This window comes from Actinomadura verrucosospora (genome assembly GCF_039540335.1).
GTDB lineage: Bacteria > Actinomycetota > Actinomycetes > Streptosporangiales > Streptosporangiaceae > Spirillospora > Spirillospora verrucosospora.
On record NZ_BAABEV010000015.1, the window covers coordinates 1 to 26414 of the forward strand.

The window sequence follows — 26414 nt, forward strand, 5'->3', positions numbered from 1 at the left end:
TATCGAACTACGCCCACCCCCACGCCGACCCCGACCCCCACCGGCGGTGAGCACTACGACTTCACCCTCTCCGGTGAGACGTTCGTGAAGGCGCCGAACGGCAAGGCGCCCCTGACCGGCTCCGTCGGCGCCGACCTGAACCTGGACACCGGCGCCGTCACCGCGGACCTGAAGCTCGCCCCGACCAAGGGCAACTTCCAGATCCTCGGCTTCCTGCCGGTGACCGCCGACATCGGCCTCGTCACGCAGGGCCCGACCACCGGCCTCTACAAGGACGGCCAGCTCACGACCAACAGCAAGGTCATCACCAAGCTGTCGTCGTTCAACGTGTTCGGCGCCATCCCGATCGGCGGCGGTGAGAACTGCCAGACCACCAAGCCCTCCGACATCCGGCTCCAGTCGCCCGCGGGCGAGTTCTTCGACCCGGGCGTCGGCGGCAAGATCAGCGGACGGTACGCGCTCTCGTCGATCGACCAGTGCGGGCCGCTGACCGGCATCCTCAACCTCTTCACCGCCGGTGACGGCAACACCATCGACCTGACCCTCACGCCCAAGGCGTGACGGCGGCGGTGAGCTGACGGTCAACCAGGGCGGGCCCCCGCCGCCGCGCCGCGAACGCGGCGTGCCGCGGACGCGGCGCAGCCGGACACGGCGGGGGCCCCTCCCAGACGAGGCGAGGTCGACAGGTGACGAAGAAGAAGAGAACGGGCGCCGCGCTGGCCCTGGCCGCCGCCCTGCTGGCGTCGGGCCTCGCCGGCGCGGGCCCCGCCGCGGCGGGCCCGGCCACCCTCGGGCTCGACTACCACTGCACGTTCCCGCTCCTCGGGCCCCAGCCGGTGCACGTGGAGCTCAGCGCGAACGTCCCCGCCCGGGTCGAGGTCGGCGAGGTCATGCCGGGCATCACCGTCGACTCGGTCTCGACGGTGAGCGCGGAGTCCGCGCGTGGCCTGCGGGCCCTGTACGCGACGACCCTGCAGGGCCACGCGCTGGCCGACGCGACGCTGACCGTCCCCGAGACGCCGGACGGCCTGCCCGTCGAGGTCGACTCCGCGCTGGACGGGATGCCCATCCCGGCGTCCGGCGGCTTCACCGTGAAGGGGCGCGGCGCGGCGCCCGACCTGACGTTCACGAAGGCCGGGCCCGGCAAGGTCACCGTGGGGAACCTCGTCCTGACCCTGACCCCGCGGACGGACGACGGCGGCGCCTCCGGGCTCGGCACGTTCGAGTCCGAGTGCACGCAGGACCCGGGGCAGGACGCCGTCCTCGCCTCCTTCGAGATCGTGGACGAGGACGGCGGCCCGGGGGCCGCGCCGTACTCCTACACGCTCCAGGGCACTTCCACGATCAGGGCGTCCGGCGGGACGATCCCGCTGACCGGCGCCCTCGACGCGAAGATCGACGGCGGCGCGGTCACCGGCGGCCTCACGCTGGACCCGTCCAAGGCCCGGTTCCAGATGCTCGGCTTCCTGCCCGTGACGGCCGACGTCGTGTTCGCCGCCGAGGGCGGGACGACCGGGACCTACAGGGACGGCGTCCTCACCACCGTCTCGAAGGTGACCGCGCGCTTCCCCGCGTTCACGGTGTTCGGCTTCCTGCCCGTCGGAGGCGGCGAGGCGTGCCGGACGTCCCGTCCGTCCGGCCTCACGCTGAGCTCCGCCGCGGGGTTCGACCCGAAGGCGGGCGGCGCGCTGACCGGCGCCTACGAGCTGCCGCCGATCGACGGCTGCGGCCCCCTCACCGGCGTGCTCGGCTCCTCCCTCGCCGGCCCCGGCAACGCGGTCACCGTGACGCTCACCCCGAAGAAGACGAGCTAGGAGCAGGCGATGCCGAACCACCACCACCGGCGAGCGGCGCTCCTCGCCCTGGCCGCCGCGCTGCTGGCCGCGCTCTGCGCCGTCCCCGCGTCCTCCGCGCCCGCCTCGGCGGCCCCGGCGACCGAGCCCGGCCCCGCCGGGGACGCCTTCTACACCCCGCCCTCGCCGCTGCCGTCCGGCTCCCCGGGCGACGTCATCCGGGCGCGCCCGGCCAAGGCGGGCCCGCCGACCGCGCGCTCCCTCGCCGACGCCTGGCAGGTCATGTACCTGTCGACCGGCGCGCTCGGCAAGCCCGTCGCCGTCACCGGGATCGTCCTCGTGCCGAAGAAGGCGGACCCGGCGAAGGCGCCGATCGTGGGGTTCGGTCCCGGCACCAGCGGCCCGGCGTTCCGCTGCGCGCCGTCCAGGTTCATCGACCAGGGCGCCTTCTACGAGCAGGCGGCGCTGAACGAGATGCTCGGGAAGGGCTACGCGGTCGCCGTCACCGACTACGAGGGCTACCACGAGAACCCGGCGACCACCTACGTGGTCGACTCCATGGGCTACTCCGTCATCGACGCGGTCCGCGCGGCGCAGCGGCTCCCCGAGTCGGGCCTGGCGAAGGACGCGCGGGTCGCGTTCCGCGGCTACTCGCAGGGCGGCGCGGCCGCGATGTGGGCGGGGCAGAAGCAGCCGGAGTACGCGCCGGAGCTGAAGCTCGCGGGCGTGGTCGGCGGCGGCGTGCCGTCCGACCTGGCCGCCGTGGGCCTGCCGCTGGAGGGCCGGGACCCGTTCGGCTTCCTCCTCTACTCGATGGTCGGCATGGACCACGCCTACCCGGAGCTGGACCTCGCGTCCTACCTCAACGACGAGGGCCGCGCCATGGTGGACGGCCTGGAGGGCGGCGCCTGCACGCTGGAGCTGCTGCTCGACTACAAGGGCAAGACGATCCCCGACTACTTCACCACCAGCCCGTTCGCGACCGAGGCGTGGCTTGACCGCGTCGCGGAGAACCAGCTGGGCGGCGAGCCCGTGAAGGTCCCCGTCTTCCAGTACCACTCGGTCTCCGACGAGATCGTCGCGTACGGGCAGGCCAAGCAGCTCCGGGACGACTACTGCAAGCTCGGCGTCCCCGTCACCTGGAAGACGTGGGACGGCGTCAGCCACATCACCCTCGTCTACCGCGGCAACGACGACGCGATGGCGTTCCTGGCCGACCGGTTCGCCGGGAAGCCCGCCGCCTCCAACTGCTGACCCCGACCCCGCGACCGCCGGCACGGTCACCCACCCCCCGAGAAGGAGACAACCATGGTTCGGCGATCCGTCGCCCTCGCGGCGCTGGCCTCGGTGGCCGCCCTGTCCGCGGCCGGATGCGGCTCGGAGAAGAAGGACGGCCCCGAGGTCGCCTGGGCGGGCAGGGCCTGCGGCGTCCTCACCCAGAGCGCCCCTATGCGGGCGCCGAAGCTGGACAGCGCGAGCGTGCTGAAGTCCAAGGCGTCGCTCGTCCAGCTCCTCGACGGCATCTCCGACCGGATGCGGACGCTGGAGACGAGGCTGTCCGGGCTCGGCGCGCCGCCCGTCGACAACGGCGAGGCCGTGTTCTCCACCACGATGAACAACCTCACCCGCACGCACTCGACCGTCACGACCGCGTCCAAGAACCTCAAGCGGGCGAACGTGACCGACAAGCGGTCGCTGCAACGGGCCGTCGACCAGATGGGCAAGGCGTTCGGGCAGTACAGCGGCTACCAGGGGCCCGAGCAGGACCTCCGGAAGAACCCGCAGCTGGCCGCGGCGTTCGCCAAGGCGCCGGCGTGCAAGAGATGACGCCGCGTCAGGACCCGGGGGCTCCGGCGGCCTTCACGCAGGCAGGAGCCGCCGGATGACGGCGCCCCTGGCCACGTATCCGCTGAGCGCGCTGCGCGAGGCGGGCCGGATGTTCGCGCTCGGCGCCACCGTGTCCGGCATGGCGTTCCGGCGGCCCTTCCAGGTCCGCGAGTTCGTCGAGCAGTTCTGGTTCATCGCCAGCGTGACGATCCTGCCGACGGCGCTCGTGTCGATCCCGTTCGGCGCGGTGACGTCGCTGCAGGTCGGCTCCCTCACCCAGCAGTTCGGCGCGCAGTCGTTCACCGGCGCCGCCAGCGTCCTGGTGGTGATCCAGCAGGCCAGCCCGATGATCGTGGCGCTGCTGGTGTCGGGGGTGGCGGGCTCGACGATCTGCGCGGACATCGGCGCCCGGACGATCCGCGAGGAGCTGGACGCGATGGAGGTGCTCGGCGTCTCGCCCGTCCAGCGGCTCGTCGTCCCGCGCGTCCTCGCGTGCGTCGCCGTCGCCTTCCTGCTGAACGGGCTCGTCTCGGTCGTCGGCGTCGCGGGCGGCTACTACTTCAACGTCATGATGCAGGGCGGGACGCCCGGCGCGTACGTCGCGAGCTTCTCCGCCCTCGCCCAGCTCCCCGACCTCTACGTCGGCGAGGCGAAGGCGCTGCTGTTCGGCTTCGTCGCCGGGATCGTCGCGGCCCACCGGGGCCTGAACCCGAAGGGCGGCCCGAAGGGCGTCGGCGACGTGGTGAACCAGTCGGTCGTCATCACGTTCCTGCTGCTGTTCCTGCTCAACCTCGTGATCACCGGGATCTACCTCCAGGTCGTCCCGCCGAAGGGAGGCTGAGCGATGGCCGTGATCGGAGCGGGCCCCGCCGGGTGGTTCGCGTGGCTGGACCGGCCCGGCGACCAGGGCGTCTTCTACGTCCGGGCGCTGCTGTGGACGCCGCGCGCCGTCCACCGCTACCGCAGGGAGGTGCAGCGGCTGCTCTCCGAGGTCGCGTTCGGCAGCGGCGGCCTCGGCGTGATCGGCGGGACGATCGGCGTGATGGTCGCGATGACCCTCGCGACCGGCGTCGTCGTCGGCATGCAGGGCTACTCGGCCCTCCAGCAGATCGGGACCTCGGCGTTCACCGGGTTCGCGTCCGCCTACATCAACACCCGCGAGATCGCCCCGGTGGTGTCGGGCCTGGCGCTGTCGGCGACGGTCGGCGCGGGGTTCACCGCGCAGCTCGGCGCCATGCGCATCAGCGACGAGGTGGACGCCCTGGAGGTCATGGGCATCCCGTCGCTGCCGTACCTGGTGACGACGCGGATCGTCGCGGGCGCCGTCGCGATCGTCCCGCTGTACGCCATCGGCCTGCTGTGCGCCTACCTGGCGTCCCGGGAGGTCACGGTGGTGTTCAACGGGCAGTCGGCGGGCACCTACGACCACTACTTCCGGCTGTTCCTGGCGCCGGCGGACGTCGTCCTGTCGTTCCTCAAGGTGCTGGTGTTCAGCGTCCTGGTGATCCTGTCGCACTGCTACTACGGCTACCGCGCGGCCGGGGGACCGGCCGGGGTGGGGCGCGCCGTCGGCCGCGCGGTCCGCACGTCCATCGTCCTGATCAGCGTCAGCGACTTCTTCTTCAGCCTCGCGCTCTGGGGCGCCGGCACGACGGTGAAGGTGGCCGGGTGAACGCCCGCGGCGGGGTCCTCGGCCGGCGGCTCGCGGGGGTGGCGTTCCTGCTGGTGCCGGTGCTGCTGGTCTGGCTGTCGGTCGCCGTCTACGGCAAGAAGTTCACCGACGTCGCCTGGGTGACGCTGCGGACGGCGAGCGCGGGCAGCGAGATGCGCCCGCACGCGGACGTGAAGCTGCGCGGCGTGGTCGTCGGCGAGGTCCGCGAGATCTCCTCGGACGGCGGCGTCGCGACGCTCCGGCTGGCGATCCGGCCGGACAAGGTGCGGCTGCTGCCGCGCAACGTGTCGGCCCAGCTCCTGCCGACGACGCTGTTCGGGGCGCGGTTCGTCGCGCTCGTCCCGCCCGCGCGGCCGTCCCCCGAACGGCTCACCGGCGGGAGCGTCATCAGCCAGGACCGGTCGGCGAACGCGATCGAGCTCCAGCAGGTGATGGACACCCTGTACCCGCTGCTCACGGCCGTCCGGCCGGCGGAGCTGGCGGCGACGCTCACCGCCGTGTCCCAGGCGCTGGACGGCCGCGGCGCCGACCTCGGCCGGACGATCGCCGAGCTGGACTCCTACCTCAAGAAGATCAACCCGAGCGTGCCGGCCCTCAACCGCGACCTCAGGCTGCTCGTCGAGGTGAGCCGCGACTACACCGAGGCCGCGCCCGACATCCTCCAGGCCCTCCACGACTTCGCCTCCACGAGCCGGTCGCTGGTCGAGCAGCGCGACGACCTCGCGCGGCTGTACGCGTCGGTCACGGACGCCTCCCAGGACCTGGCCCACTTCCTGCACGAGAACTCCGGCAACGTCATCCGGCTGTCGGCGGCGAGCCGCCCGACGCTCGAACTGCTGAGCAGGTACTCGCCCGAGTACCCGTGCACGCTGCGGATGCTGACCGACTTCGTCCCCGTGATGGACAAGGTGCTCGGCAAGGGCACCGACCGGCCCGGCCTGCATGTGGACGTCACGACGCTGCCGTCCAAGGGCCGCTACGTCCCGGGCAGGGACCGTCCGCGCTACACCGACAAGGGCGGCCCGCACTGCTATCCGGTGGGCGGGACCGCCGTCCCGAGGTCGGCGCCGGTCGATGCGGCGACGCCCGTCGCGGTGGCGCCGGGCGCGCTCGGCCTGCCGAACTCGCCCGAGGAGAACCGCCTCGTCAACGAGCTGCTCGCCCCCGGGCTCCAGGAGGTTCCGGAGGCGCTGCCCGACTGGAGCAGCGTCCTCGTCGGGCCCGTCTACCGGGGCACGGAGGTGAGGCTCAAGTGAACCGGACGGCGCGAGGGAAACGGGGCCTGGTGAAGCCGCTGGTCAAGTCGCTGGCCTTCGTCGTGGTGACCGTGGTGGCGACCGCGATGCTCGCCCTCAGCATCACCGGGTCCGGCGGCGGCGACGCCGTCACCTACCGGGCGCGCTTCACCGACGCGTCCGGGCTCCGCGAGGGCGACGGCGTCCGGATCGCGGGCGTCGAGGTCGGCCGGATCGGCGGCATCGAGGTCGTGGACCGCCGCGTCGCGCTGGTCTCGTTCTCCGTCGAGCGCGGGCGCCGGCTGCCCGCCTCGTCCACCGCCACGATCAAGTACCTGAACCTGATCGGGCAGCGGTACGTCGAGCTGGGACGGGGCGCCGGGACCGGCGGGACGCTGCGGCCCGGCGCCACCATCCCCGTGGAGCGGACGGCGCCCGCACTGAACCTGACGCAGCTGTTCAACGGGTTCCAGCCGCTGTTCCAGGCACTGTCGCCGCAGGACGTGAACCGGCTCGCCGGGTCGATCGTTCAGGTGCTCCAGGGCGAGGGCGGGACGGTCGAGGGGCTGCTGTCGGCGGTCGGGTCGCTGACGCGCGGAATCGCCGACAAGGACCAGGTCATCGGGCAGGTCGTCGACAACCTGAACGCCGTCCTCGACACGGTCAACGCGCGCGGCGACCACCTCGGGAACCTGGTCGGGACGCTGCGGAGGCTCGTGTCCGGGCTGGCCGCCGACCGCACGTCGATCGGCGCGGCGATCGGCGCGCTGGACGACCTCGCGAGCACCGCCACCGGCCTGCTGCGCGACGGCCGCGAACCGCTCAGGCGAGACATCGCCCAGCTCGGGCGGCTGTCGCGGAACCTGTCGGACGACTCCCCGAAGGTCGAGTCGTTCCTGCGGCTGCTGCCGGTGAAGATGACCGCGATCGGGCGCATCGCCTCCTACGGGTCGTGGATGAACCTCTACCTCTGCCAGGCCGACCTCGGCGGCGCCGCCTACCGGCAGTACCCGGGCGAGGAGCATCCGCCGCCCACCGGTGTCCCGCTCACGGCCGAAAGGTGCGGCGCATGACGAACAGACGGCACGCCGAAGGCCGGCGGCCTCGGCTGCGGCCCGTCCGGGAGCGGAACCCGGTCGCCGTCGCGGTCGTGTCGCTCACGCTGATCAGCGCGCTGGTCCTGCTGGCGTTCAACGCCGGGGACCTGCCGGTGATCGGCGGCGGCACCCGCTACACCGCCGAGTTCGGCGAGGCCGCCGGGCTGCGTCCCGGCAACGAGGTCCGCGTCGCGGGGGTGAAGGTCGGCGAGGTCACCGGGGTCCGGCTGGACGGCGCGAAGGTCGCCGTCGCGTTCCGGGTGCGCCGCGCCTGGATCGGGGACGCCAGCACCGCCGCCATCGCGATCAAGACGCTGCTCGGCGACAAGTTCCTCGCCCTCGACCCGCTCGGCGCCCGCCCGCAGGACCCGGGCCGCCGCATCCCCCTCGACCGCACGACCTCCCCCTACGACGTGACCAGGGCGTTCGAGGATCTCGCCGGGACGACCGGCCGGATCGACTCCGCCCGGCTCGCCGCGAGCCTCGACGCGATCTCCACGACGTTCGCGGGGACGGCGCCGAGCGTCCGCAGGGCGCTGGACGGCGTCTCCGCGCTGTCGAAGACGATCTCGTCGCGGGACGCCGAGCTCGCGCGGCTGCTGGCGGGCGCCCGGCAGGTCACCGGGACGATGGCGGGCCAGAGCGCGAACGTCGAGGCGCTGCTGCGCGACGGGAACCTGCTGCTCGGCGAGATCCGGCGCCGCCGCGAGGCGATCCACGCGCTGCTCACCGGCACCCAGGCGCTGGCGGAGCAGCTCACCGGGCTCGTCGACGACAACCAGCGGCAGCTCGATCCGACGCTCCGATCGCTCGGCCGCGTCACGGACCTGCTGCGCAGGAACCAGGACGACCTCGACAGGGCGCTGAAGACGGCCGGCCCCTACACGCGGCTCCTCGGCAACACGCTCGGCAACGGGCGCTGGATGGACGGCTACCTGTGCGGGCTCGTCCCGAAGGAGTACGGGGCGAAGGCACCGGATCACGGGTGCATGCCACCCGGGAAGGGAAGTGGGTGATGCTGCGCCGACTGAGCATCCCGCTGGTCGCCGCCGGTCTCGCGGTGGTCGTCGCCGCCGTCGTGCCGGTCGCCCTGCGCGACCCCGGCGGGACCCGGATCACCGTGTACTTCGAGACCGCCGTCGGCGTCTACCAGGGCTCCGACGTGCGGGTCCTCGGCGTGAAGGTCGGCACGGTCGACTCCGTCCGCGCCGAGGGGACCCGGGTCAGGACGGTCATGACCGTCGACCGGGGGGTGGACGTCCCGGCCGGGGCGAAGGCCGTGGCGGTGGCGCCGAGCCTGGTCGCCGACCGGTACGTCCAGCTCACGCCCGCCTACACGTCCGGCCCGAAGATGGCGCCCGGGACGGTGATCCCGGTCGAGCGGACCGCCACGCCGATGGAGCTGGACGCGATCTACGACAGCATCCGCAAGCTGGCCGGCGACCTCGGGCCCCAGGGCCTGAACAAGGACGGCGCGCTGTCGCGGCTCCTCGAAACGGGCGCGGCGAACCTGAGCGGCAACGGGCGCGACATCCGCACGACCACCGAGCGGATGGCGCAGGCGGCCAGGACGCTGTCCGGCTCGCAGAAGGACCTGTTCGCGACGATCCGCGGCCTCCAGACGTTCACGACGACGCTGAAGACGAACGACGGGCAGGTCAGGGAGGCGGAGCGGCAGCTCGCCGACGTCTCCGGCTTCCTCGCCGACGACCGCGAGGAACTGGACGCCGCGCTGCGGGCGCTGGCCCAGGCGCTCGCCCGGGTCAAGGCGTTCGTGCACGACAACCGGCGGCAGATCGCCGGGAACGTCGCGAAGCTCGCCGACATCACGCGGCTGCTGGTGAAGCAGCGCCGGTCGCTGGCGGAGGCCCTGGACGTCCAGCCGCTCAACGCGACCAACGTCCTCAACGCCTACGACCCGGCGACGCGGTCGCTGATGGGGCGGCAGAACCTCGGCGAGCTGGCCCCGCCCCTTCCCGCGGCCGGTCCCCGGAAGGCGGCGCCATGATCCGGAACACCCTCATCCGAAACGCCATGATCCGGCACGCCGTGGGGACGGCCCTCGCCTGCACCGCCCTCGGCGGCTGCGGCTTCTCCGGCGCCGCGGACCTCCCGCTGCCCGGCGGCGCCGACCTCGGCGACCACCCGTACACGGTGCGGGCGCGGTTCGCGAACGTGCTGAACCTCGTCCCGCAGTCGGCGGTGAAGGTCAACGACGTCGCGGTCGGGCGGGTGGTGAAGGTGACGCTGCCCCGGGACGGCTGGGCGGCCGAGGTCACCATGAAGGTCGACGGCGACGTCCGGCTCCCCGCGGACGCCCGCGCCGAACTGCGCCAGTCGAGCCTGCTGGGGGAGAAGTTCGTGCAGCTCGGCGCGGGCCCACCGGGCGGGACCCCGCCCGGCGCGGGGGTGGGCGCGCTGGCGGACGGCGCGGTCATCCCGGAGTCCCGGACGAACCGGAACCCCGAGGTCGAGGAGGTCTTCGGCGCGCTGTCGATGCTGCTGAACGGCGGCGGCATCGCCCAGCTCCGGACGATCACCGTCGAGTTGAACCGGGCGCTCGGCGGCAACGAACCGCGGGTCCGGTCGCTGCTGGAGCAGGCCCGCACGCTCGCCGGCGCCCTGGACGCGAACAGGCAGGGCATCACCGACGCCATCGACGGCCTGAACCGGCTGTCGGCCACGCTGCGCGGCCGCCGGGACCAGATCGGCGTCGCCCTCGACGACATCGAACCCGGCCTCGCGGTGCTGGCCGAGCAGCGCGGGGCGCTCGTCCGGATGCTGCGCTCGCTGGACGACCTGTCGCGCGCGGCGGTCACCACCGTCCGGCGGAGCAGGGACGACATGATCGCCGACCTGCGCGCTCTCGAACCGACGCTGCGCAGGCTCTCCGACGCCGGCCGCGACCTGCCGAACGCGCTGCAGGTCCTGGCGACGTACCCGTTCACCGACGCCGTCCTGCCCGCGGTGAAGGGCGACTACCTGAACGTGTACCTCCAGATCACGGCCCGCCCGGGGACCCGGATCGTCCCGCCGGTCAAGCCCGCCGAGGGGGACTGATGCCGACCGCGTCCGCCAGGGTCAAGAACCTCGTGTTCCTCGTCGCCGGCCTGCTCGCGGTGGGCTACGTCGGCCTCACCTACGCCGGCCTCGGCGGGTACGTCGGCTACCGCGACCACTACGTCGTGCGGGCCGACCTCGCCGAGGCGGGCGGCCTCGCGGAGAACGCCGACGTCACCTACCGGGGCACCTCGGTCGGGCGGGTCGGCGCGCTGCGCCTGACCGGCGACGGCGTGCTCGCCGACCTGAAGATCAAGAAGTCGGCGCCGCGCATCCCCGCGCGCACGCGGGCCGTCGTCGCGAACCGCTCGGCGATCGGCGAGCAGTACATCGACCTGCGCCCGGACACCGGCGCCGGACCGTACCTGGCGGCCGGCTCGGTGATCCCGCGCTCCTCCACGGCGACCCCCGCGCCGGTGACGGACCTGCTCACCAGCGTGAACGCGCTCGCCACGTCCGTCCCGACCGAGGCGCTGCGGACGGTCGTCGGGGAGCTGGGCCAGGCGTTCGCCGGGCAGGGTCCCGACCTCCAGGCCCTCCTGGACGGCACACGGTCGCTGACCCGCGCCGCGAACGAGAACGCCGGGCCGACCACCTCGCTCATCGGCGACGGCGAGACCGTCCTGCGCACCCAGAACCAGGAGGCCGCGTCGCTGAAGGCGTTCGGCCGCAACGCGCGGCTCCTCTCCGAGCAGCTCCGCGAGTCCGACCCGGCCTTCCGCAGGCTGGTGTCGACCGCGCCGGGAGCGGCGGGCGAGTTCCGGGCGCTGGTGCGCGACCTCGACCCGTCCCTCAGCGTCCTGGTCGCGAACCTGCTGACCACGGCCGATCTGCTGGAACCCCGGGCCGACGGCCTGGAGCAGCTCCTGGTCAAGGCGCCCGCGGCGGTCTCCGCCGGCATGTCGGCCGCCCAGGGCGGCAGGCTCCGCTTCGGGATGGTCACGACGTTCTTCGACCCGCCGAACTGCGTGAGCGGCTACGGCGGCACGAAGTACCGCAACGGCCTCGACACCTCGCCCGGCCCGGCGCTCAACACGGCCGCCCGCTGCGCCTCGCCGCCGTCCAGCGGCGTGAACGTGCGCGGCGCGGGCAACGCTCCGCGACGTCCCGTCCCGGCCCCGGCGCGGGCGGGGTCGGTGCTCTCCGCCGGTTCGCCCGCGCTGCCGGGGGCGCTCGCCCTGCCCGGCGTGGAAGACGGCCCCACCGGCATGGGCGGCCTGCTCGGCGTCGAGGGGGCGGGCGAATGACCGCGACCGCACAGGATGCCCGGGGGCGCGGCCGGCGCCTCGCCGGGTGGGCGGCGATCGCGGCGGCCGCCGCGTTCCTCGCCTGGTCGGGCTGGACGGTGTGGCACGACGAACCGGACGCCCGGAGCGGGCCCGAACGCGCGCGGGACGTGGTGCTGCGGAGCGCGCGCGAGCAGATCGCCGCGCTCAACTCCATGGACCCCGCGCGGGTGGATGCGGGGCTGCGCGCCTGGCGGGACGCCTCCACCGGCGCGCTGCACGACCAGCTCGCCCGGGACGAACCGCGGAACCGCACCAGGATCGGCCGGTCCCGGACCACCGCCGCGGCCACCGTCACCGGCGCCGCCGTCACCTCGCTCGACGTCCGGGCGGGGAAGGCGAAGGTCATCGCGTCCGTGCAGGTGAAGCTGGCCTCGCAGGGCGGCGCGCCCACGTTGCAGCGCAAGCGTTTCGAGGCCGGGACGGTCCGCACGTCGTCCGGCTGGAGGCTCGAATCGCTCACCGCGATCCCGGTCGGTGCGCGATGAGGCGGCTGCCCAGGCTCCGCGGGCCGTTCGCGGTCGCGCTCGCGCTCGCCGTGCTCGCGCCGGCCCTCCGTCTCGCCGCCGGGCCGGCACGGGACCACGGGCTGGCGGGGGGCGGGAAGACTCCCCGCGACACCGCCGTCCTGGACGACGTGGCCACGACCGAGGTGCTCGGGGACGTGTCCACGGCCCTCGCCCGGGTGTTCAGCTACGCGCCGGACGACCTCGCCGCCACCGAGCGGGCCGCGGGAACGGAGCTGTCCGGCCGGGCGCTGGACGAGTACCGGCGGCTCTTCGCGCAGGTCAGGCGGCAGGCCCCGGCCCAGCGCGTCAGGCTCGCCACCCGCGTCGTGCGCGCCGGGGTCGTCTCGCTGACCGGCGACACCGCCCGGCTCCTGGTCTTCCTCGACCAGACCGCCACGCGCGCCGGCGGGCCGGACGGGACGCCCGCCGCCGCGCAGCTCGCGGTGACCGCGCACCGCGACCGCGGCCACTGGACGATCACCGCTCTCACCTCGGTCTGAGGGGGCTCGCATGGCAGACGGAACCCTGCGGGGGACAGACGACACCCCGCGACGGACGGCGACGGCCCTGCTCGTCCTCGCCGCGCTGTTCGCCGCCTGGGCCGGCCGGTCCTGGTACTCGGCCGCGCACGACGGCGCCCGCGCGTACTCCCGCGCGCGCGACGACGTCCTGGAGGCGGGGGAGCAGGGCGTCCAGAACCTCAACACCCTCGACTACCGCTCCCTCGGGCCCGGCCTGAGGACCTGGCAGGACTCCACCACCGGCGACCTGCACCGGCAGATCGCGCAGGGCCGTCCGGCCTTCGAGCGGGAGGTCGCGAAGGCGCGGACGATCACCAGGGCCCGCATCCTGGACGCCGCCGTCGCCGAACTGGACGAGCGGTCCGGCAGGGCCCGGATGCTGGTCGCCGTCGAGATCACCGTGACCCCGCCGGACGGCGACCCGGCCGTCCGGCAGAGCCGCCTCGTCGGCGAGCTGACCAGGACGTCCGGCGGCTGGAAGCTCAGCGGGCTGGGCCAGGCTCCGGCGGAGGGATCCTGACATGGCGGAGCTCGGCCGTACTTCTCTGCGGACCGCCCGGCTCTTGCGGAACACCGCGTGGTGGCGGGCCCGCGCGTCCTCGCCCATCGCTCTCGGCCTCGCCGCCGTCCTGCTCGCCGCCTTCGGCGTGTGGGCGCTCCGGCAGGCCGGCGGCCTGCGGGACGACCCGTCCGCCCGCAACGCCGCCCTCACCGACGGCGCCGCGACCAGCGAGGTCAAGGGCGCCGTCGCCGACATGATCGGCAAGGTGTTCTCCTACGACTACGCCGCCCCCGGCCGGACGTCGCGGGCGGCACGGGCGTCCCTCGCCGGCGACGCCGTCCGCCAGTACGAGGCGATCTTCGGGAAGGTCCGCGAGGACGCCCCGAAGACGAGGACCGTGCTCAGCACCCGCGTCACCGACAGCGCCGTCACCACCCTGACCGGCGACCGCGCCGCCGTCCTCGTCTTCGCCGACCAGCGGACCACCCGCACCGCCGACGGCGAGAGCACCCACGCGCCCGCCATGCTCACCGTCACCGCCGCCCGCCGCGACAGCCACTGGAAGATCACCGCACTCGACGCCTTCACCGCCGGCTGAGCGGGCTTTGTCGCTCCACTGACAAAAGCCGCCGTGAATCGTTGCGATGCGTGCATGGTGCGCGCACGCTCCGGAGGAGCACACTCGGCCCCTTCGCTCCCCCGACGAAGGCGGTGTGTGATGCCCGACGGCTTCGATTTCGACGTGATCGTGGTGGGCTCCGGGTTCGGCGGCAGCGTGTCGGCCCTGCGGCTGGCGGAGAAGGGCTACCGGGTCGCGGTGGTCGAGGCGGGGCGCCGCTTCGACGAGGGCACGCTGCCCAAGACGTCGTGGCGGCTGCGCAGGTACGTGTGGGCGCCGCGCCTCGGGATGCGGGGGATCCAGCGCGTCCACCTGGTGGGCGGAAAGGCCGGTGTCCTCGTGCTGGCCGGGGCGGGCGTCGGCGGCGGCTCCCTCGTCTACGCGAACACCCTCTACGTCCCGCCGGAACCGTTCTTCAAGGACCGCCAGTGGGGCCACATCACCGACTGGCAGGACGAGCTCGCGCCGTTCTACGACCTGGCCCGCCGCATGCTCGGCGTCACCGTGAACCCGCTCGTCACGCCCGCCGACGAGGCGATGAAGCGCGTCGCCGAGCGGATGGGCGTCGGCGACACCCACCACCCGACGCCGGTCGGCGTGTTCTTCGGCGAGAGGCCCGGCGAGGATGCCGCCGACCCCTACTTCGGCGGCGCGGGCCCCCGCCGCACCACCTGCACCGGCTGCGGCTCCTGCATGATCGGCTGCAAGGTCGGCGCGAAGAACACGCTGACCAAGAACTACCTGTACCTGGCGGAGAAGGCGGGCGTGCGAGTCGTCCCCGACACCACCGTCACCGCCCTGGCGCCCCGGGAGTCCGGCGGATACGAGGTGACCGCCGAGCGCACCGGCCCGTTCCGCGGGCGCCGCCGGACGCTGACCGCCGAGCACGTCGTCCTCGCCGCCGGGACGTACGGGACGCAGCGCCTCCTGCACCGCATGCGCGCCGCCGGCCGTCTCCCGCACCTGTCGCCGCGCCTCGGCGAGCTCACCCGCACCAACTCCGAGGCGCTCCTCGGCGTCGAGCGCATGACCGTCTGGCACCGCGCGAAGGACGTGGACCACAGCACGGGCCTCGCCATCACCTCGTCGTTCCACCCGGACGACAAGACCCACATCGAACCCACCCGCTACGGCGCGGGCAACAACGCCATGGGCGTCATCCGGACCCTGCTGGTGGACGGGGGCGGCGCGCCCCGCTGGCTGAAGTTCCTCGGCCAGGCCGCCCGGCACCCGACCGTCATCCTGCGCGGCCTGTCCCTCAGGGACTGGGCCAAGCGGACCGTCATCGCGCTGGTCATGCAGACCGCCGACAACTCCATCACCATCGGCGAGGAGCGCGGCCGCCTCGGCCGCCGCAGGCTCGTCGCGCGCCAGGGCGACGGGGAGCCCAACCCCACCTGGATCCCCGTCGCGCACAGGGCCGTCCGGATGCTCGCCGAGGAACTCGACGCCACCCCCGGCGGGACGTGGTTCGACCTGTTCAACATCCCGACGACCGCGCACTTCATCGGCGGCTGCGTCATCGGCGAGACGCCCGAGACCGGCGTCGTCGACCCGTACCACCGCGTCCACGGCCATCCGGGCCTGCACATCGTGGACGGCTCGGCGGTCACCGCGAACCTCGGCGTCAACCCGTCCCTCACCATCACGGCCCAGGCCGAGCGCGCCATGGCGTTCTGGCCGAACCGGGGCCAGAAGGACCCCCGTCCGGAGCCCGGCCGCCCCTACGAGCGCGTCGACCGCGTCCTGCCCGGGAGGCCCGCCGTCCCGCCCACGGCCCCCGCCGCGCTCCGATGACGCCTTGCCATAGTCAGATGATCGATATATAACGATCACATGCCCAAATCCATGCAGGAGCCGACGTTCCTGATCCTCACCGCGCTCGCGGACGGCCCGCAGCACGGCTACGGGATCATGTCCGACGTCGAGCAGATCTCCGCCGGGCGCGCCCGGCTGCGCGCCGGCACGCTCTACGCCGCGCTGGACCGGCTGCAGGCGGAGGGGCTCATCGCCCCCGACCGCGAGGAGGTCGTGGACGGCCGGCTGCGCCGCTACTACCGGCTCACCGAGGACGGCGCCGCCGCGCTGAGCGCCGAGGTCGAGGCGCTCCAGCACCGGACGCGGGTCGCCGCCCGCCGCCTGGCCGCCTTCCCGGACCTGCGCGGCGGCACCACCACGGCCTTCGGGGGGCTCCGGTGAGCGCGCTCGAACTCCGCTACCGCCGCCTCCTCGCCTGCTACCCGGCCGGACATCGCGCCGAGCACGGGGAGGAGATGCTGGACGTGCTGATGTCCGCGGCCCGCCCGGGGCAGACGCGGCCGTCCCTCGCCGACACCGCCGACCTGCTCCTCGGCGCCGTCCGCATCCGGCTGCGCCGCGCCACGGGCGACGCCACCGGATCGCCGTGGCCGGGAGCGCTCGCCGTGGCCGGCCTCGTCGCGATGATCATGCTGGTGGCCGACGGGGTGCGGTTCGCCGTCAACGTCCCGCACCTGGGCATGGTGTTCGCGGAGCGGGTGGGCGAGGGCGGCTGGCCCATGCTCGCCTCCTACGTCGGCACCGCGCCCTACTGGGCGGCCTGGGCGGTCATCGCGACCCTGGCCTGGCGCGGAGCCCGCCGCCCCGCCACCGTGGCCGCCTGTGCGGTGACCGCCGCGCAGCTGCTCCTCGCGTTGTGGGCCGCGACCTTCACGGAGGCCCCGTACGCCCCCGTGGCGTCCTCGGTGGCGGGCATCCCGTTGGCGCTCGCCCTGCTGGCCACCGCGTCGCTGGTCGCGTCGCCGGGCCCCCGCCACGGCGCCCGCCGGCTCGGCCGCGCCCGTGTCGCCGGTTTGGTCGCGATGGCGGGGGTTCTGGTGGCGCTCTCGTCGCACCCCCTGTTCGCCCTCGTGTTCCAGGGAGACCTCGGCCAGGTGGGCACGCGCGACATCGACCGGTTGGTCACCTTCTCCCAGAAATGGGGCTACGTCCAGTTCGTCGCCGCGCTGGCCATCGGCGTCCTCGTCTGCGCCGACCTGGCGAGGTCCCGCCAGGGGCGCCGGGCCGCCGCACTGCTGGCGATCGCGGGGCTGCCGCTCCTCGTCCGCGTGGGCCTGTTCCACATGGGCTCGTCCGGAGAGCCCCCGGCCCTCACCCATCTCCTCGCCGAGGGCCTGGCCGGCTTCGCCGTGACGATGGTGTGCGTCCGGCTGGCGGAACTGCCCTTGAAGACCGGCGCGCCCGGCCGCGCCGGCGAGGCCTGACGCCCGCCGGGCTACTCCTCGGGGCCGGGCTCCTCGGGTTCGGCCGGCGGCTCCTCCACGGCGCGGCGGGTCGCCTGGTGGACGCGGACGGCCAGGATCGCGCGGGCGAACCGTCCGGCCAGCTCGCCGTCCATCAGCTCGGGGACCTGGTCGACGCCGACCAGGCCTCCGGGCTGGACGGTGACCGCGCCCGTGTCGCCGACCCGCACGCCGCGGCCGTCGTCGAGGTCCTCCATGGACGGGAGGTCGAGCGCGGCGCGCAGGGTGTCCTGCAGCGCCCGCACGGTCGCGGCGTCGCGGTCGATGCGGATCTCGGCGGCGTCCGCGCGCTCCTCGGCCCGGTCGGCCCGCGCCCGCTCGCCGTCGATCCGGGCGTCGGCCGCGTCGGCGAGCTGCTCGGCGCGCTCGGCCCGCGCGGCCAGGTCCGCGGCCCGCTCCGTCGCGGCGTCGCGTTCCACGCTCAGCCCCGCGACCTCGCCCTGCACGACGCTCAGCTCCGCGCGCAGCCGCCGCTCGGTGTCGGCCGCGGCCTCCAGCTTGGCGCGCGCCTCCGCCAGTTCGGCCCGCACGTCCGACAGCTCGGCCCGTACGTCGGCGAGGTCGCTCTTGGCCGCGGCCAGCGCGAGCTGGTCGTTGCTCAGCCGCGCGGCCAGGTCGTCGCGCTCGCGCTCGGCCTCGGTGCGCGCCTGGTGCTCGGTGCTCCACGCCGCCTCGGCGCGCTTGCGGATCCCCTCGGCGTGCGCGGCCTCGTTGGCGGACGTGGCGCGGGCCTGCTGGTGGGCGCCGGCCTCCCTCCACGCGTTGGCCTCGCTCTCCTGCGCGGCCGTGACGCTGGCCTTGGCGGCGGCGAGCCCGGCGGCCAGCTCCTCCTGGGCCGCCACGGCGTCCAGGCGGGCCGCCTCCGCGCGGGCCTCGGCCTCGGCCGCGCGGGCGTCCGCCTCGGCGGCCTCGCGCCGCGCGTCCCGCGCCTCGGCGAACGCCTTCTCCGCGGTGCCCAGCACGTCGCGGACCTCGCCGTCCAGCCGCACGCCCAGCACGCCCGCGCTCTCGACGAGCTGCGCGACCAGCCCGGCCAGCCGCTCCACGTCCCGCCCGAACGCGCCCGCCGGCGCGGGAACGGGGCTCGGGGCGCGCTCGGCCGGCTCGTCCGCGGCCACCGGCGCGCCGCCCGGCAACCGGATCGGCGCGGTCAGCACGCCGTCGTCCGGGACCTCTTGATCTTCGCGCACGCGAGCATCCTAGTGAACCACTCCGTTTCGTACCTCCCCCGCGAAAAGGTTCATATCGGTCAGCCGGGGAGGCCCCGCTCGTAGGCGGCCGCGACCGCCGGCGCGCGGTCCCGGCCGGGGGCGGGGCACAAAGATCTTCAAGCCCGGGAGCCGCCGGTATCGGCAGGCTGGCCGCACGCGGGTGCCGAGAGGCCCCGCGCTTCATACCGGTCAAGTACGTCAGCAGGGGGTTCCCCATGTCCGTTCTCAACGCTCTCGGCGCGGTCATCATCGACTGCTCCGACCACACCGCGCTGGCCGAGTTCTACCGGAAGGCCACCGGCTGGGAGGTCGGCTACGGCGACGACGACGTCGTCTACCTCGACAGCGGGTCCGCGCCGCAGCTGGCGCTCCAGCGGATCGAGGGGTACCGGCCCCCGGTCTGGCCCGGCGCCGCCAAGCACGCGCACCTGGACTTCGCCGTCGCGGACGTCGAGGTCGCGGTGAAGGAACTGCTCGCCCTCGGCGCGACCCGCCCCGACACCCAGCCGGGCGGCGACGAGTGGACCGTGCTCCTGGACCCGGAGGGCCACCCCTTCTGCATCGCCGCCGGCGACTGACCGGCGGGGTCGCTAGGCAGGCCGGGGGGACGTGCGGTCGGCGGCGACGATGGCGTCGACCAGGCCCGGGAAGGCCTCGTCGATCTCGTCGCTCCGGAGGGCGTTCATCCGGGAGGTGCCGACGTAGTACTGCCGGATGAGCCCCGCCTCGCGCAGGATCCGGAAGTGGTGCGTGGCCGTGGAGTTGCTCACGGGCAGGTCGAAGGCGCCGCAGCGGATGTCCTCGGCGGCCTCGCGGAGCTTCGTGACGATGCTCCGCCGCACGGGGTCGACCAGGGCTTCGAGGATCTGCTGAAGCGGGATCGTCCGGATGTCGGGGTGCGCCGGGATGCGGTCGTCCTCCATGGCGCCCATAGTACGACACCCATCAAAGTTTGACAGCCATCGTACTAAGGGGTTCAGTGGACCGACCTGCTACGAGGAAGGGCCCCGCGATGGCCATGACGGTGATGTTCCACGAGCTCGGCGGTCCCGAGGTGATGCGGATCGAGGACGTGGAGGTCCGCGAGCCCGGCCCGGGCGAGCTGCGGATCCGGGTGGAGGCGATCGGCCTGAACCGGGCCGAGGTGCTGTTCCGGACCGGCCGCTACATCGAACCGGTGACGGCGTTCCCGGCCAGGCTGGGCACCGAGGCCGCGGGCGTCGTGGAGGCGGTCGGCGAAGGCGTCACCGGGTTCCGGCCAGGGCAGCCGGTCAGCACGGTCCCCGGGTTCTCGCAGAACGAGTACGGCGTCTACGCCGAGCAGGCGATCGTGCCCGCCTCGGCCGTGCTGCACCGTCCCGAAGGGCTCGGCGCGGTCGAGGGGGCGGCGGTGTGGATGCCGTACCTGACGGCCTACGGCGCGCTGGTCGAGGTCGGCGGCATGCGGCCCGGCGACACGGTCGTGCTGAACGCCGCGTCCAGCAGCGTGGGCCTGGCCGCGATCCATGTCGCCGACCGCGTCGGCGCGACCCCGATCGCCCTGACCCGCACCGCCGCCAAGAAGGACGCGCTGCTCAAGGAGGGCGCGGCCGAGGTGATCGTCACCGGGGAGGACGACGTGGCCGGACGGGTGCTCGCGGCGACCGGCGGCCGGGGCGCCGAGTTCGTCTTCGACGCCGTCGCGGGCCCCGGAGTGACGGACCTGGCCCGGCTCGTCGCCCCCGGCGGGTCTCTCCTGGTGTACGGGGCGCTGAGCGGCGAGCCGACGCCCTACCCCGGCATCGAGCTCGGCCTGCCGGCGCTGAACATGCGCACCTACACGATGCTGGAGACGGCCAGGGACCCCGAACGCCTCCGCCGCGCCGCCGCCTTCGTGACCTCCGGCCTGCGCTCGGGCGCGCTCCGCCCCGTCGTCGACCGCGCCTTCCCCCTGGCGGAGATCGCCGACGCCCACCGCCACCTGGAGTCGAACACCCAGATCGGCAAGATCGTCGTCACCGTCCCCCGCTGACGCCCCGAGGAGCCCGGAGCGTCGTCCGAGCCGACGCGGCCCTGACGCCCGCGCCAGGCCACGGGTGTCCGGATGTGACAGGACCTCGTCATGGCGGCCATCGCGACCCGCTGCGAGGATAGGGACATGTCCGCTTCGCACCGTGTCGTCATCGCCGTGTTCCCGTGCGTCGATCTTCTCGACGTCACCGGGCCCGCCGAGGTGTTCGCGATCGCGAACCGGGAGCTGTCCGGCGGGACCCCGTACGAGGTGCTGCTCGCCGGGCCGGACGGAGGCCAGGTGCGCACCAGCGCCGGTGTGCGGCTCGCCACCGACCTGACGTTCGAGGAGGTCGGCGACCGTGTCGGCACCCTCGTGGTGCCCGGCGCGCTCGACTCCGCCGGCGTGCCGGTGGTCGATCCGGATCTCGTCGGATGGATCGCGGAGACCGCCCGGCACGCCCGGCGGGTCGCGTCGGTCTGCGTCGGCGCGCACCTGCTGGCCGCGGCGGGGCTGCTGGCGGGCCGGACGGCGACCACGCACTGGGCCACCGCCGACCGGCTGGCGGCCGACCACCCGGATGTCGTCGTGGACCCCGATCCGATCTACGTCCGGTCGGGGAAGGTGTGGACGGGCGCGGGAATCAGCGCCTGCATGGACCTGGCGCTCGCCCTCGTCGCCGAGGACCATGGCGAACGGGTCGCGCTGGCGGTCGCCCGGCAGCTGGTGATGTATCTCAAGCGCCCAGGCGGGCAGAGCCAGTTCAGCGTGCCGCTCTGGCACGCGCCCGCGCAGCGCCGTGACATCGACGAGCTGCGAGCGTGGATCTGCGCGAACCCGGCCGAGGACCTGTCGGCGGCCGCGCTCGCCGAGCGGATGTGCCTGAGCGAACGGCACTTCAGCCGGGTCTTCCGCAAGGAGACCGGCGCCACCCCTGCCGCGTTCGTCGAAGCGGCGCGCGTGGAGGCGGCGCGGCGGTTGCTGGAGGGCACCGACGAGCCGCTCGACCGGGTCGCCACCGCCGCCGGGCTGGGGTCGGCGGAAACACTGCACCGGGCGTTCCGGCGGCGCCTTGGCGCGACTCCGGCGTCCTACCGGCGGCGGTTCCGCACCGCCGCCTGACCTTTCCCCTGTTTCCCGGCCCCGCGCGGCCGGTGCCCCACCCTGCCTTTCCCTTTCTCGAGGAGGATGCGATGAGTGCTGTTTCGGCGACCCTGCGTGAGCTGATGGGCCTGGACGGCGGACTGCCGTCCCTGGCCGCGAGCACGCTGATCATGATCGACTTCCAGAACACCTACCGCACGGGCGTGATGGCGCTGCCCGACGCCGACCGGGCGCTGGACGCGGCGGCGCGGCTGCTGGACCGTGCCCGCGCCGCCGGGACGCCGGTGGTGCATGTCGTCAACGACGGCGGTGAGGGCGGCCCCTACGACATCCGCGCCGAGATCGGCCAGGTCGTGGAGCGGGTCGCGCCCCGTGACGGTGAGCCGGTCGTGGTGAAGGGCTTCCCTGACTCCTTCCACGAGACGGACCTGCTGGACGTGCTGCGCGGGGCCGATGCGGGGCCGGACCTGGTGCTGGCGGGCTTCATGACGCACATGTGCGTGCAGTCCACCGCGCAGGGCGCGTTCAACCGCGGTTACCGGCCGACCGTCGTCGCGGAGGCGAGCGCCACCCGGCCCTTGCCCGGCCCGGACGGAGCGCCGGTCCCGGCGGAGGTGCTGCACGCGGCGGCCCTGACCACGATCGGCGACCTGTTCGGCCGGGTCGCGGCGCGCGTGGACGACCTGCCCGCCTGAGGTCAGGCGTCCGCGCCCGCGCCGTCCTGGCCGCCCCGGCGCTGCCGCGCGGACCAGGCGCCGGCGTCCTCGCTGTAGCGGACCAGGAACCGCGCGAACTGGACGCGTTCGGCCGGCTCCCAGCCCGCCGTGATGTCCTCGAAGGTCGCGCGCTGCTCGGAGGCGAAGCGGCGGCGCTCGGCCTCTCCGGCGTCCGTGAGTTCCAGGACGGTGCGGCGGCTGTCCGCCTGGGACGCGGCCCGCCGCAGCAGCCCGTCGGCGATGCAGGCGGCGACGGTGCGGCTGGCGACGGGCTGGGTGACCCCCATCTCGGCGGCGAGCCCGCCGACCGTCATCTCCCCGTGCGCGTTCGCGACCACGTTGAGGACGAGGTTGCGCGTGAGGTCCGCGCGCCCGCCGGAGGTGCGCCGCCGCAGGTGCGACAGCGCGGGCCCGATCTGGTCGAGGAGGGCGCTGCCGTCGGTTCCCGGGTCCCGGGGGGCGTTGTCCATGCGGCCATCCTACGGAGTGGCGCCCGACATGCATATACATGACGTCATGCATTTGCATAGCAGGTGCTATATATTGGCGGTGCACCCTAAGGATCGAGGTAAGCCATGCCCGTGACCGCTGTCACCGGCGCCCAGGTCTTCGACGGCGAGAACACCCTGGGCGTGACCACCGTGCTCGTCGAGGACGGGCGGATCGCCCGCGTCGGCGGCGACGTCCCGGAGGGCGCCGAGATCGTCGACGGCGCCGGGGCGACGCTCCTGCCGGGCCTGATCGACGCCCACGTCCACACGTCCCGGGAGTCGCTCGCCCTGGCGCTGCGCTTCGGCGTGACGACCGAGCTGGAGATGCAGGGCCTCCACACGCGCGACAACCGCGGGGACATCGGCGAGAACGACGCCCTCGCCGATGTGCGGTCCTCCGGGTTCGGCATCACGCCGCCGGGCGGCCACCCCAGCGAGCTGTTCCCGGAGGGCTTCCGCCCCGGGCCGCCCCCGGGCGTGAAGCCGCCCGGGCAGCCGCCGCTCATCCCGTTCTCCACCACGCCGGAGGAGGCCGTCGCGTTCATCCCGCAGCTGATCGAACGCGGCTCCGACTACATCAAGTTCATGGTCGACGACGGCAGCGTCGAGGGGCACCCCGGCCTTCCGATGCTCGACCAGGCCACCCTGAACGCCGGCGTGGCCGAGGCCAAGAGGCGCGGGATGCTCACCGTCGCCCACACCCTGACCCTGGACGCCACCCGCATGGCCGTCGAGGCGGGCATCGACGGCCTGGCCCACCTGTTCATGGACCGGCCCCCCACCGGCGAGATCATCGACCTGATCAAGGATGCGGGGGTGTTCGTCGTCCCCTGCGTCGTCCTGAACGCCTCCATGATGGGGATCACCGGCGGCGACCTCGCCGACGACCCCCGCGTCGCGTCCCGGCTGAGCGCCGACTGGGACACGACGCTGCGCTCCAGCTACGGCCACTATCCGCAGGGCGAGATCGAAGACGTCCTGGCCACCGTCAAGGCCCTCGGCGACGCGGGCGTGGACCTGCTGGCGGGCACCGATGCCGCCATGCCCCTGCCGTTCCTGGGCGGGATCGCCCACGGCGCGAGCCTCCACCACGAACTGCAGTACCTGGTCCGCGCCGGACTCGACCCGGTGCACGCCCTGCGCGCGGCCACCTCCGTCCCCGCACGCCGTTTCGGCCTCGACGACCGCGGACGCATCGCCGAGGGCCTGCGCGCCGACCTCCTCCTCGTCGACGGCGATCCCACCACCGCCGTCTCCGACACCCTCAACACCCGCGCCGTCTGGCGCCGCGGCACCCGGAGAGACCCTGGCATGTGAAGCGACGGCCTCACGGGCATCCTATAAATACACGGACGTCTATATGATTTCCCGGGCGGCCTTGCCGAGCTGAGGAGAGCCGATGCGCGATGGTCTGGAGCTGGCCGGGCGGTACCGGCTGGAGGCGCCTCTCGGCAAGGGCGGCATGGGGGAGGTGTGGCAGGGCGTCGACCTGCGGCTCCGCCGCCCCGTGGCGGTGAAGATCCTCACGTTGAGCGGGGACGTCGACGGGGCCGGGGTCGCGCGGTTCCGGCGGGAGGCGGAGATCGCCGCGACCCTGAACCATCCCGGCATCACCACGGTGTTCGACGTCGACGAGCACACCGACGGGGGCCTGCGCCTGCTGTTCCTGGTGATGGAGCTGATGCGGGGGCGCGACCTGGCCTCGGTCCTGCGCGACAGGCCGGCCGGGCTGCCCGCCGCGCAGGTGACGGACTGGGCGGTGCAGATCCTCGACGCCCTGGCCGCCGCCCACCGGCGCGGGGTCGTGCACCGGGACATCAAGCCGGCCAACCTCTTCCTGACCGACACCGGGCAGGTGAAGGTCTGCGACTTCGGGATCGCCCGCCTCGCCGACGCCACCAAGATCACCGCTACGGGGTCGTCGGCGGGGACGCCGGTCTACATGGCGCCCGAGCAGATCGAGGGCCACGCCGTCGACGAGCGCACCGACCTGTACGCCTTCGGCTGCGTGCTCTACCAGCTGCTCACCGGGACCACCTGGGTGGACACCGAATCCAGCGCCGGCGCCATCCTCTACCAGCACCTCAACAAGGCCCCGGCGCCCCCGCGATCCGTCCGGCCCGACATCGACGACCGCCTGAGCGCCCTGGTCCTGGACCTGCTGGCCAAGCAGCCCGACGCGCGTCCGAGGGACGCGGCCACCGTCGCCGAACGCCTGCGCGGCCTCGCCGCCCGCCCGCCGTTTCGCGGCGAGCCGATGGGGCCGCAGCATGTCCCTCCCGAACAGCGCGGCGGACACCCCTGGACTCCACAGCCCCAGATGGCGAGCCACCCCACGGTGGCGGTCCAGCGCGGCGGCGCCGGCACCGCGATCGCCGCGATGGCGCTGGCCCTGCTGTGCGTTCCGGGGCTCCTGATCATGCTCCTCCGCTCCGCCTATGACCTGGATCTCCCCGATTCGCCGGGCGCGGTGCTGGCCAATGTGAACATGGCGGTGGGCGTGGCAGAGCCGGTCGCGCTCGTCGCCGGAGCGTGGCTGCTGTCCAGGCACAGATCGGCAGGACGCTGGACGATCGTGATGACCGCCGGCCTGGTGGCCCAGCGCATGTGCGCCAGGGGGGACGAGTACGGTTGGGGCCCTCTAGTGATCGTTTTCATTCTTGCGGTCGCTGCCCTGATCATGGCCGCACTCCCGGCTACCGGCCGCTGGTGCCTGCGGCGAAGCTAGCTCGCCGTCCGGCGCACAGGTACTGCCCAGAAGCCCGAGCGAGGAGTGGGGACGAACGGAGGAGACCCGTGCTCACCCTGGCGCAGATCGCTGAGGATCCGGACTCCCTGCGGAGCCGTCTGGAGTCGCCCGACGGCGTGCCCCTCGTCTTTCGTCCCTTGGCCCGGACCGACGCCGAGAGCCTGGCCGGCTCTCTCGCCGCGCTTTCTCCCGAGTCCCGCAGGTTCAGCGGGTTCGACGGTGACGACCTGGCGGCCGCGCAGGAGTTGTGCGCGGCGATCGCGCGCTACGACAAGCTCCGCCTGGTGCTGGAGGAAGAAGCGTCAGCCAGGATCGTGGGGCTGCTGGAGTTCAGCCTCTCGCTGCCGGATGGCGACCTCGTGCGCTACCGCAGAGCCGGAATCCACCTTGATGAGGCGACCGACTGCCGGTTCGGCCTGACGCTGGCCGACGACCACCAGGGCAAGGGGCTGGCGACGCTGGTCTTGCCGCTCGTCTGCGAGGTCGCCCGGCGGCTCGGCAAACGCAGAATCATCCTGTGGGGCGGCGTTCTGGCCGACAACCCCCGCGCCATCCGCTACTACGAGAAGAACGGCTTCCGGCGGGTCGGCTCCTTCACCGGGCCGGACGGTCAGACGTCCCTGGACATGATCCTGGACATCGATCCCCGATGAACGGGCTGGGCACGGAACGCATCGTGCCTGGGTGGGACGTCCATATCCTCTGATCTCGTCGCCGTCCGTGGGTATCCGACCGCTCTCGCGATCGCGAT

The 26414-nt window shown here is 73.8% G+C and carries 28 protein-coding genes and 1 pseudogene; 26 read left to right on the plus strand and 3 right to left on the minus strand.

Translation table 11 applies throughout. From position 1 onward, the window contains the following. The 19 genes and pseudogenes from ABD944_RS17985 to ABD944_RS18075 all read left to right on the plus strand — a co-directional run. Window positions 1-561: pseudogene (locus ABD944_RS17985) on the plus strand (fibronectin type III domain-containing protein); the annotation flags it as partial. A 125-nt stretch (window positions 562-686) separates the two neighbouring features. Continuing rightward, window positions 687-1814, plus strand: a complete 1128-nt coding sequence (locus tag ABD944_RS17990) for a DUF6801 domain-containing protein (RefSeq protein ID WP_345177895.1) — start codon at window positions 687-689, stop codon at window positions 1812-1814. Between the two features lie 9 nt (window positions 1815-1823). After that, window positions 1824-3047: a lipase family protein gene (locus ABD944_RS17995; RefSeq protein ID WP_345177897.1), complete on the plus strand. Its 1224-nt coding sequence runs from the start codon at window positions 1824-1826 to the stop codon at window positions 3045-3047. Window positions 3048-3101: 54 nt separating this feature from the next. Continuing rightward, complete coding sequence (locus tag ABD944_RS18000; protein WP_345177899.1) at window positions 3102-3620, plus strand: hypothetical protein; 519 nt, start codon at window positions 3102-3104, stop codon at window positions 3618-3620. A 55-nt stretch (window positions 3621-3675) separates the two neighbouring features. After that, complete coding sequence (locus ABD944_RS18005; RefSeq protein WP_345177900.1) at window positions 3676-4461, plus strand: MlaE family ABC transporter permease; 786 nt, start codon at window positions 3676-3678, stop codon at window positions 4459-4461. 3 nt (window positions 4462-4464) lie between these two features. After that, window positions 4465-5292, plus strand: coding sequence for an MlaE family ABC transporter permease (locus ABD944_RS18010; protein ID WP_345177903.1), 828 nt, complete (start codon window positions 4465-4467; stop codon window positions 5290-5292). Further along, window positions 5289-6548, plus strand: coding sequence for an MCE family protein (locus ABD944_RS18015; RefSeq protein ID WP_345177905.1), 1260 nt, complete (start codon window positions 5289-5291; stop codon window positions 6546-6548). Before ABD944_RS18010 ends, ABD944_RS18015 begins: the two co-directional genes overlap by 4 nt. Before the next feature lie 29 nt (window positions 6549-6577). Continuing rightward, window positions 6578-7600, plus strand: coding sequence for an MCE family protein (locus ABD944_RS18020; protein WP_345177906.1), 1023 nt, complete (start codon window positions 6578-6580; stop codon window positions 7598-7600). Next, window positions 7597-8640 carry an MCE family protein gene (locus ABD944_RS18025; RefSeq protein WP_345177909.1) on the plus strand — a complete coding sequence of 348 codons (1044 nt, stop codon included), beginning with the start codon at window positions 7597-7599 and terminating at the stop codon, window positions 8638-8640. The genes ABD944_RS18020 and ABD944_RS18025 overlap by 4 nt, the downstream gene beginning before the upstream one ends. After that, window positions 8640-9632, plus strand: a complete 993-nt coding sequence (locus tag ABD944_RS18030; protein ID WP_345177910.1) for an MCE family protein — start codon at window positions 8640-8642, stop codon at window positions 9630-9632. Before ABD944_RS18025 ends, ABD944_RS18030 begins: the two co-directional genes overlap by 1 nt. After that, a complete protein-coding gene (locus ABD944_RS18035; RefSeq protein WP_345177913.1) occupies window positions 9629-10684 on the plus strand; it encodes an MCE family protein in 1056 nt (351 codons plus the stop codon). Before ABD944_RS18030 ends, ABD944_RS18035 begins: the two co-directional genes overlap by 4 nt. Beyond that, window positions 10684-11931: an MCE family protein gene (locus tag ABD944_RS18040; RefSeq protein WP_345177915.1), complete on the plus strand. Its 1248-nt coding sequence runs from the start codon at window positions 10684-10686 to the stop codon at window positions 11929-11931. The genes ABD944_RS18035 and ABD944_RS18040 overlap by 1 nt, the downstream gene beginning before the upstream one ends. Further along, window positions 11928-12458: a hypothetical protein gene (locus tag ABD944_RS18045; RefSeq protein ID WP_345177916.1), complete on the plus strand. Its 531-nt coding sequence runs from the start codon at window positions 11928-11930 to the stop codon at window positions 12456-12458. Before ABD944_RS18040 ends, ABD944_RS18045 begins: the two co-directional genes overlap by 4 nt. Continuing rightward, the gene (locus ABD944_RS18050; protein ID WP_345177918.1) at window positions 12455-12979 is read left to right on the plus strand and encodes a hypothetical protein; all 525 of its coding nucleotides are present in this window, start codon (window positions 12455-12457) and stop codon (window positions 12977-12979) included. Before ABD944_RS18045 ends, ABD944_RS18050 begins: the two co-directional genes overlap by 4 nt. Window positions 12980-12989: 10 nt before the next feature. Beyond that, entirely contained in the window at window positions 12990-13520 is a 531-nt protein-coding gene (locus ABD944_RS18055) for a hypothetical protein (RefSeq protein WP_345177919.1), read from the plus strand. Window position 13521: 1 nt separating this feature from the next. Beyond that, window positions 13522-14100, plus strand: coding sequence for a hypothetical protein (locus ABD944_RS18060; protein WP_345177921.1), 579 nt, complete (start codon window positions 13522-13524; stop codon window positions 14098-14100). 120 nt (window positions 14101-14220) lie between these two features. After that, on the plus strand, window positions 14221-15918 hold the full coding sequence (locus tag ABD944_RS18065; RefSeq protein ID WP_345177923.1) for a GMC oxidoreductase: 1698 nt from the start codon (window positions 14221-14223) through the stop codon (window positions 15916-15918). Window positions 15919-15957: 39 nt separating this feature from the next. Further along, window positions 15958-16320 (plus strand): PadR family transcriptional regulator, encoded by a 363-nt coding sequence (locus ABD944_RS18070; RefSeq protein ID WP_345177924.1) that lies wholly within the window; start codon window positions 15958-15960, stop codon window positions 16318-16320. After that, window positions 16317-17363: a hypothetical protein gene (locus ABD944_RS18075; RefSeq protein ID WP_345177927.1), complete on the plus strand. Its 1047-nt coding sequence runs from the start codon at window positions 16317-16319 to the stop codon at window positions 17361-17363. Before ABD944_RS18070 ends, ABD944_RS18075 begins: the two co-directional genes overlap by 4 nt. Before the next feature lie 11 nt (window positions 17364-17374). On the opposite strand, the gene ABD944_RS18080 is transcribed toward ABD944_RS18075, so the two are convergent. Further along, a complete protein-coding gene (locus ABD944_RS18080) occupies window positions 17375-18592 on the minus strand; it encodes a coiled-coil domain-containing protein (RefSeq protein ID WP_345177928.1) in 1218 nt (405 codons plus the stop codon). A gap of 236 nt (window positions 18593-18828) precedes the next feature. Here ABD944_RS18080 and ABD944_RS18085 point away from each other — a divergent pair, with 236 nt between their 5' ends. Next, window positions 18829-19191: a VOC family protein gene (locus ABD944_RS18085; RefSeq protein ID WP_345177930.1), complete on the plus strand. Its 363-nt coding sequence runs from the start codon at window positions 18829-18831 to the stop codon at window positions 19189-19191. 12 nt (window positions 19192-19203) lie between these two features. Here the strand turns inward: ABD944_RS18085 and ABD944_RS18090 are convergent, their stop codons facing one another. After that, entirely contained in the window at window positions 19204-19536 is a 333-nt protein-coding gene (locus ABD944_RS18090; RefSeq protein ID WP_345177931.1) for an ArsR/SmtB family transcription factor, read from the minus strand. Between the two features lie 89 nt (window positions 19537-19625). Between ABD944_RS18090 and ABD944_RS18095 the strand changes: the two genes are divergently transcribed. The 3 genes from ABD944_RS18095 (at window position 19626) to ABD944_RS18105 (ending at window position 22402) form a co-directional block, all read left to right on the plus strand. Continuing rightward, a complete protein-coding gene (locus tag ABD944_RS18095; RefSeq protein WP_345177933.1) occupies window positions 19626-20624 on the plus strand; it encodes a zinc-dependent alcohol dehydrogenase family protein in 999 nt (332 codons plus the stop codon). Window positions 20625-20750: 126 nt separating this feature from the next. Beyond that, entirely contained in the window at window positions 20751-21725 is a 975-nt protein-coding gene (locus ABD944_RS18100) for a GlxA family transcriptional regulator (RefSeq protein WP_345177934.1), read from the plus strand. A gap of 71 nt (window positions 21726-21796) precedes the next feature. Continuing rightward, entirely contained in the window at window positions 21797-22402 is a 606-nt protein-coding gene (locus tag ABD944_RS18105; protein WP_345177936.1) for an isochorismatase family protein, read from the plus strand. Window positions 22403-22404: 2 nt separating this feature from the next. Here the strand turns inward: ABD944_RS18105 and ABD944_RS18110 are convergent, their stop codons facing one another. After that, a complete protein-coding gene (locus ABD944_RS18110) occupies window positions 22405-22893 on the minus strand; it encodes a MarR family winged helix-turn-helix transcriptional regulator (protein WP_345177937.1) in 489 nt (162 codons plus the stop codon). A 105-nt stretch (window positions 22894-22998) separates the two neighbouring features. On the opposite strand from ABD944_RS18110, the gene ABD944_RS18115 reads away from it, so the two are divergent. The 3 genes from ABD944_RS18115 to ABD944_RS18125 all read left to right on the plus strand — a co-directional run bounded on the left by ABD944_RS18115 (window position 22999) and on the right by ABD944_RS18125 (window position 26316). Further along, on the plus strand, window positions 22999-24231 hold the full coding sequence (locus ABD944_RS18115) for an amidohydrolase family protein (RefSeq protein WP_345177939.1): 1233 nt from the start codon (window positions 22999-23001) through the stop codon (window positions 24229-24231). A gap of 82 nt (window positions 24232-24313) precedes the next feature. Beyond that, a complete protein-coding gene (locus tag ABD944_RS18120; protein ID WP_345177941.1) occupies window positions 24314-25642 on the plus strand; it encodes a serine/threonine-protein kinase in 1329 nt (442 codons plus the stop codon). Window positions 25643-25710: 68 nt separating this feature from the next. Further along, window positions 25711-26316: a GNAT family N-acetyltransferase gene (locus ABD944_RS18125; protein ID WP_345177944.1), complete on the plus strand. Its 606-nt coding sequence runs from the start codon at window positions 25711-25713 to the stop codon at window positions 26314-26316. Window positions 26317-26414 lie beyond the last annotated feature (98 nt).